Source organism: Paenibacillus sp. UNC451MF, assembly GCF_000686845.1.
Taxonomy (GTDB): Bacteria; Bacillota; Bacilli; order Paenibacillales; family NBRC-103111; genus Paenibacillus_S.
The window spans coordinates 220,477-231,754 of sequence record NZ_JMLS01000013.1 but is presented as its reverse complement, the minus strand read 5'-3'; the positions used below and the strand labels follow the sequence as shown (position 1 = coordinate 231,754).

The following is an 11,278-nucleotide window of genomic DNA, read 5'->3' as shown; positions in this document are numbered from 1 at the left end:
AGAGCTTGTCTTAAGCTCAAAATTCAATGCTAGCGAGAATTTTCATTCTCTTTAAAACATTCACTCGTTGTTCAGTTTTCAAAGGACAATCTTCGTTCGTTTTCGACATCCGTCGAAAGCGACCTGATTAATATATCACACTCGAATTTCTTTTGCAACTAGTTTTTTTAAAGTTGCTTTCATTCGGCGTCCTGTCTTGCGACCGGAATGACAATATACCATGTATTCTGAAGCAATGCAATGTTTTATTTTTCCAAAAACCATAAAAGTTATTATTCTTTTTTGTAAGTCAAAAACTCTTCCCACCAGAACCGGGATACACTTGGTAGCCTGGTCATTTCACCTTGAGATTACTTGCTAATCGTTATCGCTTGCTTCCCTAACTGCTCCCAGCTCTCGATAAATGGCTGCTTCGCTACTTTTTCTGCTTTTTCACCGTTCAATGGATTGTTTACATATACGTAGTCTTGATCGTAACCCACCATAAGCACCGCATGCTCATCAAATGTAGCTTCTATTGTTGAACCATCCTGAGAATGCCACTCTGTCCATGATTCTGATGGCTCGAAATTCGATGTTGTCCATACCATCACCGGGCGTTCTTGAGCGATCTGTTTTTCGACAGCTGCAAATTCCCCGCCAGTCAGGTTAAGCACTCCTTCGGCATCAATCTGATGAAGCAGTTCTTCTATTGGTTTATTATAGACGCCATACCCCATCTGATTGCCCATAATGTCTCCTACAAAACCGTGATTGGGATCGCCCCACTGCTCAATGTCCTGGCTCTCTCCTACTATTAATGGAGTTTCATCCAGGGGAAGCATGTTAACTAAATCCTCCCGGGTATAAGGCAATTTTACATAGTCAATAAGCATCGCCAAACTTGTAATCTCACAACCATTATAATACTCAGGCAATTGTGAGAGTCCCTCTACGTCAATAAGGTGCTCCTCTACGATTTGCTCTTCATTCCTTGGAGCATCCTCCTCAGAAACATAAGATAGCTCATCCGTAGTCTCAATAACCGTGGATTTTAAAGCATCTATGGTCGTGGATAATTCATGATGATTATCTTCTGGGTACAGCATTAAACCGATATAGAGGAAACCCATACACAAACTACGCGCTATAGTCATAGAAACTCACCACGTTTCCCAGAGAAATAGTACTAATTTTCATTTAACAGCTACCTCTAATGTTTGTCAATTTAATAGAAAGCACCTTGCTGACCGTATTCACAGTTCACAAATTAACGATAAGTAGTATTCAAAGCATCCTGATTCATCTGATCCATTTTTGTTGGCCGCGCAGCAGAAAATGAAAGAAAATCCTGTTCTTGACAATGGTTGGGGTGCAGGACAGACTGCAGACTTTTAGCAATAAGTCACTTCCTATTTTTTCTATAAACTATTCCTACGAATCCACTATATTTTCTTATAAAACATGCTATATTGAATTTGTGAAATCATGTCGAAATATGTATGTAAGAATAATGCAGAATTGAAGAGAACTCTCATAAAAAGTTCGGAAGCAATACCAACCAACTGTGGGTATCAAGGGAAGGATAAGAAAAGATATGAATTTTATACTGATGGCAGCCATGTCTTTGGTCCCCTTGTTTTTAGGAATGTCCAGCAAAATGATTTTCAAAACAAAGCTTACTAACGCCATGCTCGTTTTTATGATATTCATGAGTCTATGGCAGTTGGATGTGAGTGTTTTATACAGCATCGATCTATTTCGTGAAGAAACGATATTTTTTCTCTTCAGACTTTTGCGAATCGGCTCTATCATGCTTCCTCCGGCCTTTTTATATGTAGGCTATATGGCCTTAAAGCACTTATCCAAAGAACAAGGGAACTGGATGAAGTGGATTATCAATAAATATACCTTAACGGCTTATTACTGCTGGTCTATTTTCATCTATATCATCAACTGGACGGACCTGGGTGTCTTAGGCCTGAATACCATTGCAGGCTTTGGGAGCGCTGACGTTGTGCTCTTCCCGAAGTACGGTGAGTGGGGATTCTTATTTGCCAATCATATCAAGCTGCTAATTGTTAGCATTCTTCTGACACTCATTGCGAGCCGAAAAGTCATCGATAAATATGTGAAATTTTTTCTTACCTCGTTTAGCTCGGCCTTTCTACTAACCTATATCGTTGGAGTCATGAATTTGCAGGAAATGACCTTCATTTATTCCAGTCAAATCGCGGTCATGATCTTTTCTGTATTCATTTTCTTTATTTTTACCCACATGAACACAAAGATGATAAGAGAAACCAATCAAATTATCAAAAGAAAAGAGCAAGAGGAACAAATTGAAATCTCAACCTCCGGCCTCATCCATGAAATAAAAAATCCGCTGACTATTGTGAAAGGCTACTCGGATATTTTGGCAAGAAACGATGAATTAAATAGTAAGGCATTAGGAATGGTGAACCAGATTCAAGTTGCGGGCTCGCATATGAACAGCGTGATCACCAATTACGAACAGTTCATCAAAAGCGGAAAAATCCATGCATCCGAAGCTGATATTACGGAAATTATTAAGGAAGCTCTTGTATTAACGTCCATTAAAACTAAAGAGAAGAACGTATACATCGATCTGAACGAAGAAAAACAGATTACAGCCATCGTAGATATAGATAAAATCAGGCAAGTCTTTATGAACCTGATCAATAACAGCATCGAAGCCATGGAGGAAAAAGAGCGCAAAATCATCAAAATCCGAACCAGCAGCAGTAGCAATGAGATCCATATCCTGTTTGCAGATAGCGGCTCAGGGATTCCTGAGGAAGCATGGGGAAACATCTTTACACCGTTTCATTCAACAAAAGATGCAGGCATGGGGCTGGGGTTGTCTATTTGTCAGCGTATCGTAAATTCTCACGGTGGGAATATTGAGATTTTGAAGAGTAGTGAGGAAGGAACTGAGATTAGGGTTACTTTGCCAGCGGTTTGTTATGAAGGGATTGTTGGTGGCTAGGTTGGTGGGGATGGTTTGGGACAAGGATTAATTCATCTCTGGCCGGCAGGGCAATTAACCTGAATTAGTGCTCTAAAGTAAAGACATAAGTGGAGAAAACCCTTATCTGGTACGGGTTTTCGCCTACATATGTACAGATGTTAAAAATTCACCTTATCAATTTGAAGCTTCAGTCTTATCCTGACCGTGTATGTGATGATTCCTGCACAGTTCTTTTCTTCGTAACATCGTCCAAGTACTATGTGAATTTGGATTCCCCGCTATAAGTCAAGAACAACCACTCCAATGCTCGAGTCATCCCAATATAAAAAAGAGAGACTTCCCTTTCTTCTACTTCTTCAAGGGGGAAAGGCATGCTATCAACATTGACAATGAACACAGTCCGAAAATCAAGACCTTTTGCGCTATCGATGGTAGATATCTTTATCGTATTTTCATCTCGTACGAAATTACGCTTGGACTCCGCATTTTCTGTGATCCACGTATACGGCAATTCATGCTGTTCTAAGCTGTTCTTAATTTCATCAATGTATGAAGAACGATGACTGTTTTTTACCCGATATAAGATGGCATGTCCTGAAATAACCTAATAACCGATGAAAAACGATTCCCAGACCATTAAAAAAGTTCAGATCCCCTCTCAAGTACCTTGTTCCTTTTTACAGAATTAATGGTTAATACTTTCAATCATTACCGCTACCTGTTGCATACCAGAAGCCACATACTTATAGCGTACATTGTATTTCGCGCAAAATTCTTTAAATGCTTTATGCTCATGTTCTTTCCAGTTAGGATAGTTGAAGTATTCGTCAAACACAATAACTGACCCATCTCCTAGTAACCTATGAAGATTTTCAAAAATAGTTACAGTAGATGAGTAGATATCACAATCTACATGTAGTAAATCAATTTTTTTACCTTTGTGTTCAGCCGCAAATGCTGGCAAAGTTTGGTCGAACCAACCTTGAAATAACGTCACGTTTGATCTAACTTCTGGAATGTTAGTCTTGAATGTTCCCTTTTCTAAAAAATAGCCATCCCAGTCCTCTGGCAAACCCTCAAATGAATCAAACCCGTAAATTTGCGCTGCTGGAAAGCGGTCCGCCATAAAATTAATAGATTTACCTGCATAAACGCCACATTCTACAATAAAACTGTTTTGTGGAATATACTTTAGACAATGCTCCAGCACTTTTAGTTTTTCTCCCCAAGTCTTCATGGGAATGATCATTGCTTCTTTCATATTTTGTTCTATATATTCAGCTGACTCTTTGGCAGCTTTTTGTTTCAAAAGTATATATGGATTATACATCGGATTGAAATCTTCCATCATAAATCGTGCTAACTCTGTGTGTGTTTTTGAGTTTTGCAGCATACGGTTAATTATTTGATAATCTTCATTAAAGAACTTTTTTATGCCATCATGTATGGATTTTTCCATAACATTAGCTTGGTTTTGGCAGGTTTCATCTACCGCAGTTCGAATTGAATCAACTAGAAACGATTTAAATTTCGTCTTAATCCTATTAATAATGGACAATTAAACCTGCTCCTCTATAAAACTATTTAAATAACTTTGTAACAACCCGTCGATCATTCAATATGACCCATCACATATTCCCATATTTCATTACCGCTTGTTCCTTCAGCATTTGCCAAACTGGAACAAACTTCTTTACGTTGTTTCTCACTCCATTCATAACTGCCGCTAACCATATTGACGAATGATCCTAGAGGAAAAGATGAACTATTAAAGGTGCTTCTCAAATCTACTCCTTCTTTTGGAGGATGTGGGTATCGACACACAGCATTTCGTTGCTCATCCTGCTCTCTTGGTAATGCAACAAGGACCTCCCTGACTTCTCCAGTTCTTAAATGAATCCCAATTAACGTCGGAGCGGTAATAGGACAAAACCAAATCCAATCATCACAAAGAACGGCTCCCGAATACAAAGTATCATTTGCCTTCATAGCCCTATTACGCTCAATAGAGTGAAACGGGTACCATGAGTTAACAATGGCCCAGTTACATTTTTTTATACCAGAGTATGCGGCAGAGATCTCACCGCTTTTTGTAGAGATTTTTATAATCATATTCGCATCATGCGGAACAAGCCAGATATGCTCACCATCAAAAACTGCATTGGAAAAAGGCTGTTTACCTCCATCAAATTCTTCCGGCCACTGATCATATAAAGCCACTGCATTGGTTTGAGGATTCCATTTGTACACCACGGAGGAATTTTCTGTAATTAACCACAATGCTTGTCCATCAGAAACAACGGCTCTGACAAGATTCTGGAGAAAATCCAAATCTTGCTTTACCATATCTCCAGAGACAGGATCTATCTGTATAAGCGATCTATTTCCACGTAATGTTACCCAAAGAAGATCATTATGGATTGTACCACTCAAACATACATCCTCCTGATTTAAACCAATGAAATCATCTGGGACTATCTTGTACGCTAACATCTCTCCTGTTTCCATGTGAAGTCGAACCATCGTAGTAGATTGAGCAGGAAGCATCCATAAATAATGTTCATACTGCACCGCAGTACTAAAACATCTTTCTCCCAGATTCGATATGGGTGGTAGAGGATGTGATTTTATCTCATCTGTTTTACGGTAATAATTTATGACTTCAGAGGAACGACCAGGAACGAACCATAAGATATCTTGATAATTACATACCTTAACAAATAACTGAGGATCGATATAGCTCCTATTAAAGAAGTCATGTATGTGGGATAATTTCTCCGTTGTGAGATCCAGTGAGAAAAATCCTCCACGATTATTTGAAGGAAATATCAATAAATTGTCGGATACGATTCCCTGGTTAACTGTAATAGGCATAGTGGACTCCTCATTATAGTCTAACCATGCTGGATGAACTCCCCAATTATCTAAGGTGGATTTAATATTCGGGAAAAGCTTGAGTATCGGTTTTCCTGTAACAGCATAAGGAGCAATAACCGAGCTAAAATCTCCTATATAAGCATCCGAGAGAATGATGGCTGTATGCATGTCCTGGGATTCGTCATAAACGGCATTCGGTATTTTTTTGAATTCTTCAACAAGCGATAAATATGAATCCAAAAGGTGCGGTAGCATAGACTGTAATGTCTTTATACTTAACGGATGTGGACGCCAGATCAGAGCAATGTCCTGTCTTTTTTGAAAGAAACGGAAAATTTCCTCCATGCTTTTAATGATATCCTCTTTTTCATTCAAGAGCCTACCTAGAGTGGAATTGAACAAAAATACGGTTCTTCCTTTCAGAGCCGCTTCCCACTCTAGGGACATTGCGGTACCTTCCTGCATTCTATTGTATACATAATCTATTTTGGGTGAACCTAAAGCAACGACTTGACTTGGTTGTACCTCTCCGGATTCCAGAAATTCTTGCCTAGTCGATTCCGATTGGACAAAGATTTTCCAGGCATTTTTGTAACTAGGAAGACGGAAAGAATGAACGAGCTTACCTAATGAAACATAGTAAGGTATATAAACCAGCTTATCCGTATAATTAATCAAATTTGAGCTAAAAAAATGGGGATGAACCATTGTCACTGTATTGCAATCATCATATGGATTATGAATAAAAATAACATCTGGCCGCTGCAAACTTAAATCATAGTCGTTATAATGCGTGACTTCAACATATGAGGGAAACCGGTCTCCATCATATTCTGCAGACACTGCCTCCCCCTGTGAATCAAAGGTATAATAGGGAATGGGAATCGTTCGAACTATACAGCTTGGATCCGCACTAACTGCACGCCACACACTATCAAGAGCATCCCACATTTCAGCCTTATAGGGTAAAAAGGCAATTTCATAGTGAACTTGGACACACTCTTCAATCCACGTTGACAGCATATCTGCCGACTTGTATGCCTCCGCAAAGTTCCTCTTGTTAATATCTTCCTGGCAGGCCACGCAAAACGAGATGTACTCCTTGTCCTGCACCTCTCCCAATTCTGATGCGATATGAGCAATGCATGCCAGACAGTCATCCTTTAAATACTCTGCTGTAATGGCTTCCGGTGTGTTTAAGAACAGAAGGGCTTCCTTTAACGTATCGGTGAGTTCCAAGACTTGTTTCTTATGCTCAATTCGCACAGGAACACTCTTCCTTTCTTTGTCTAAATATATATTAACTACTACCGTTTCTTACTTTTTTCGACATTTCTCCTTGCTTTGCACACATTATATCTGACCTAAATCGCTTTGTCACACAGTTTGTACTACTTAAGTAGGTAAATATATGCAATTTCTATTATAGCTAATGTTTTCCTCGAAACATGTCGATATAAGTAAAAAGAGTATATATTCTATTATCGGAATTTAGACCTCATCTCTTAAGCATCAAAACAACATTACATATCCAATGGGGGAATTTATTGTGATTATTACCAAGACCCCGTTCCGTGTAAGTTTCTGCGGAGGCGGAAGCGACATGGCATCATTTTATGAAAGTCATGGAGGCTGTGTCCTAAGCGCTTCAATCAATAAGTACATGTACATATCCATTCATCCATATTTTGACCCGAGATATACCGCCCTCAAATACTCAGAAAATGAAACAGTTAATGATATCTCGAAAATCAAACATAAAATTCTTAATAGCGTACTGAATCAAAAAAATATATCCGGTGTCGAAATTACCAGCACTGCGGATGTACCTGCCGGAACAGGTCTTGGATCATCCAGCACTTTTACTGTAGGGTTACTGCATGCTTTATCTTGTTATAAAGGTAAATATATATCGAAAGCGAAACTGGCTGAAGAAGCCTGTGATATTGAAATCAATAAATTAGGAGCCCCCATTGGTAAACAAGATCAATATGCTGCTGCTTTCGGAGGGCTTAATTTTATACGTTTTAATAGAAACGGCAGCGTATCGGTCGAGCCTATTGTCATGAGACCGGAAACATACACAAAGCTGCAAAATAACTTGATGATGTTTTACACAGGAACTTCGCGCTCTGCCAATACGATTCTCAGTGAACAAAAACAAAATATTAGCCAAGACGACAAAGCCAACAACCTGCTTCAGATGTGCGGACTTGCAGAGGAAATGAAAATTGCTCTCGAACATAACGATTTGTCCTCGTTTGGTCATATTTTGAATCGGGGATGGCATTTAAAGAAAACGCTCGCGTCGGGAATTTCCAATCCGGAGATCGATAGAGCTTATGATACTGCAATGGAACATGGCGCATTAGGGGGTAAGCTTCTAGGCGCCGGAGGCGGTGGATTTCTTCTGTTCTACTGTGAGCCTGAGAATCAGGAAAAGGTAAGGGCAGCCATAGGCCTCAAAAAAATGGATATTACATTCGAATATGACGGGTCTTCTGTTATCTACATTGGAGATAAATATTGGTCCCATTCATAGTTTGGAGGACAAAATCATGAAAATGCTAGTAGCTGGAGGAGCCGGATTCATCGGTAGTCATCTCATCGACGCTCTGCTCGAGGAAGGGCACAAGATAGTTTGCATAGATAATTTTTTTATTGGTACAAGGAAAAACATCGAACATCTGCAAAATCATCCCCACTTTAGTTTCTATGAGCAGGATCTCTGTAATTTCGAAGCGCTTTCTGGTGTATTCAACAAGGAGAAATTCGATTTTGTATTTCATCTTGCCGCGAATTCGGACATTCAGGCAAGTGCCATAAATCCGCAAATTGAATATCACAAAACTTACACAACGACGTTTAATTTGTTGGAATGCATGAGGGTTCATGAAGTTAAGAAATTATTCTTCGCCTCTACATCTGCTGTTTATGGGGAAAAAGATGGAGTCCATGTAACTGAGAGTTCCACCCCTCTGGAACCCATTTCTTACTATGGTGCCGCTAAACTTGGATCGGAAGCATTGATATCCGCTTATAGCTACATGAATCAAATGTCAGCGTTGATTTTCCGTTTCCCTAACGTCATTGGTCCTAGACTTACCCACGGTGTAATCTACGATTTCATAAGGAAACTAAGGGAAAACCCCAATGAACTGCTGATCCTTGGGGACGGGACTCAGGCTAAGCCCTATATGCATGTATCTGATCTGATTAACGGGATCGTCATGCTCAAGGATAAGCTTGAAGAAGGCGTCTTATTATATAACATCGGGGTTAACACGCAGACGACAGTTACTAAAATCGCCGACATTGTATGCCAAAAGATGGGACTTACCAGTGTAAAGTATAACTATACTGGTGGACGCGGGGGCTGGAAAGGAGACGTTCCGGTGTTCGCGTATAATCTCGATAAAATTCATTCGATAGGTTGGCAAGCCGGATGGACTTCTGATGAGGCGGTTGCTAAGACGGTTGAGGAGGTCATTTGATGCAGGCTATCATAATGGCTGGCGGTAAGGGAACACGTCTTAGGTCGATTACAAATGATGATATTCCAAAGCCTATGGCCCAAATCCATGGAAAGGCGATACTTGAGTGGCAGGTTGAGAGCCTAAAGGCAAATCATATATCCAAGATTTTAATGATAACCGGTCATTTGGGAGAAAAGATCGAAGAGCATTTTGGCGATGGATCCCGTCACGGTGTGGACATCACTTACTATCGCGAGGAGAAGCCGCTCGGTACGGCAGGGGCTTTATTTTATCTGAAAGAGTGGCTGACAGAGAATTACTTTCTTCTTGTGTACGGGGATGTTCTTTTCGATATTGACCTAAGGAGGATGGAGAAATTCCATCTTGAGCAGCAGTCGTGTGCTACATTGTTTGTTCATCCGAACTCTCACCCCTATGACTCTGATTTAGTTGTAATGGATGAAACACAAAGGGTCATTGGATTTGATTCCAAGCATAGCAAACGGGACTACTGGTATAACAACTGTGTCAACGCAGGTCTATATATTATAGGCAGAGAAATTTGCGATATGGTTAATAAAGACGATAAGACAGATCTGGAGAAAGACCTGCTAATGCCACTAGCTGCAAAGCGCGGTTCGATCTACGCTTATCAATCCCCGGAATACATTAAGGATGTAGGGACTCCTGAGCGGATTAAAGTTGCAGCGGAAGAATTATCTACCGGTTTCGTAGCATCAAGAAATTTGATGATTAAACAAAGATGCATTTTTCTCGACCGCGACGGGACGATCAATCAGCATAGAGGACTTATTAATAAAGAAGAGGATTTTGTTCTAGAGGACCATACAGTAGAAGCAATTAAGCTAATTAATCGGTCAGGTTATCTCGCGATCGTTGTTACCAACCAACCCGTTGTGGCGCGAGGGCTTTGCGATATTCCTGATGTTATCCACATCCACAACAAAATGCAAACCCTTCTGGGGCAGCATGGCGTGCTGCTTGATGATATCCTTCTCTGCCCGCATCACCCGGATAAAGGGTACCCGGAAGAAAACCCATTGTATAAGATCGCTTGTACCTGTAGAAAGCCTGATACGGGATTAATTGATATCTGTGTTCAAAAGTATAATATCGACCTTGCATCTTCTTGGATTATAGGAGATACAACCGTTGATATTCAAACCGGGAAAAATGCAGGAATGCATACGGCTTTAGTACTGACTGGAGAAGCAGGCAAGGACAAGAAATACGATGTTCAATCCGATTTGACGAGCAATCATTTACTAGAAGCCGTGAAAGCTATATTACAGATAAAGGACTGCTGATAATGGACTATAGAGCGGATATTCAAACTTATATCGAACACGAAATTAATACATTAAGACGTTTGGACATTAATGCTATTAATGATGCAATGAATTTGATTATGAAGACGTACGAAGCTGAGAATACGATTTATATTTTCGGTAACGGCGGCAGCTCTACTACGGCATCACACTATCAGAATGATTTCAATAAAGGCATTTCCGAGTACGTTGAGAAGAAATTCAACTTCCAGTGTCTCAATGATAATATCGCAACAATGATGGCGATTGCCAACGATATAGGATTTGAAGAGGTGTTCCGTTTCCAACTTCGAGGTCGTATTAAGCCTGGCGACATAGTTATGGCCATTTCAGGAAGCGGTAACTCCAGGAATGTTATTAATGCGGTGGAGTTTGCGAAGGAACACGGAAATAAAATCATTGGTCTGACAGGGTATGATGGTGGGAAACTAAAACAGCTCTCTGATATTTCTTTACACGTACCGATCGATAGTATGCAGATTACCGAAGATATTCATCTGATTCTAGACCATTTAATTATGTCAATTTTTTATAGGACACTTTGCGGGATACCTCATATTAAGTTGAAGGAAATAGCAGGATAACGTTTTGTTAGGTCAATCGGT

At 40.0% G+C, this 11,278-nt stretch carries 8 protein-coding genes and 1 pseudogene; 5 read left to right on the top strand and 4 right to left on the bottom strand.

All coding sequences use genetic code 11. The features are described 5' to 3' along the window. Positions 1 to 350: 350 nt before the first annotated feature. Entirely contained in the window at positions 351 to 1,136 is a 786-nt protein-coding gene (locus BP97_RS36545) for a C39 family peptidase (protein WP_081824226.1), read from the bottom strand. 440 nt (positions 1,137 to 1,576) lie between these two features. On the opposite strand from BP97_RS36545, the gene BP97_RS0116210 reads away from it, so the two are divergent. Beyond that, complete coding sequence (locus BP97_RS0116210; protein ID WP_028550032.1) at positions 1,577 to 2,989, top strand: sensor histidine kinase; 1,413 nt, start codon at positions 1,577 to 1,579, stop codon at positions 2,987 to 2,989. Positions 2,990 to 3,164: 175 nt separating this feature from the next. Here the strand turns inward: BP97_RS0116210 and BP97_RS39730 are convergent. From BP97_RS39730 to BP97_RS38900, 3 genes and pseudogenes are all read right to left on the bottom strand, one after another. Further along, a pseudogene (locus BP97_RS39730) lies at positions 3,165 to 3,560 on the bottom strand (3'-5' exonuclease); the annotation flags it as partial. A gap of 96 nt (positions 3,561 to 3,656) precedes the next feature. After that, on the bottom strand, positions 3,657 to 4,529 hold the full coding sequence (locus tag BP97_RS36540; protein ID WP_051620646.1) for a class I SAM-dependent methyltransferase: 873 nt from the start codon (positions 4,527 to 4,529) through the stop codon (positions 3,657 to 3,659). A 53-nt stretch (positions 4,530 to 4,582) separates the two neighbouring features. Continuing rightward, positions 4,583 to 7,114, bottom strand: coding sequence for a CDP-glycerol glycerophosphotransferase family protein (locus BP97_RS38900; RefSeq protein WP_051620645.1), 2,532 nt, complete (start codon positions 7,112 to 7,114; stop codon positions 4,583 to 4,585). Between the two features lie 337 nt (positions 7,115 to 7,451). On the opposite strand from BP97_RS38900, the gene BP97_RS0116195 reads away from it, so the two are divergent. Genes BP97_RS0116195 through BP97_RS0116180 form a run of 4 tightly spaced genes read left to right on the top strand, consistent with a single transcriptional unit; the run spans position 7,452 to position 11,257 of the window. After that, positions 7,452 to 8,390, top strand: a complete 939-nt coding sequence (locus BP97_RS0116195; protein ID WP_197035476.1) for a GHMP family kinase ATP-binding protein — start codon at positions 7,452 to 7,454, stop codon at positions 8,388 to 8,390. Between the two features lie 16 nt (positions 8,391 to 8,406). Beyond that, positions 8,407 to 9,342, top strand: a complete 936-nt coding sequence (locus BP97_RS0116190; protein ID WP_028550030.1) for an NAD-dependent epimerase/dehydratase family protein — start codon at positions 8,407 to 8,409, stop codon at positions 9,340 to 9,342. After that, positions 9,342 to 10,652, top strand: coding sequence for an HAD-IIIA family hydrolase (locus tag BP97_RS0116185; RefSeq protein WP_028550029.1), 1,311 nt, complete (start codon positions 9,342 to 9,344; stop codon positions 10,650 to 10,652). The genes BP97_RS0116190 and BP97_RS0116185 overlap by 1 nt, the downstream gene beginning before the upstream one ends. 2 nt (positions 10,653 to 10,654) lie before the next feature. Next, positions 10,655 to 11,257 (top strand): D-sedoheptulose-7-phosphate isomerase, encoded by a 603-nt coding sequence (locus tag BP97_RS0116180; RefSeq protein WP_028550028.1) that lies wholly within the window; start codon positions 10,655 to 10,657, stop codon positions 11,255 to 11,257. The last annotated feature ends 21 nt before the right edge of the window (positions 11,258 to 11,278 follow it).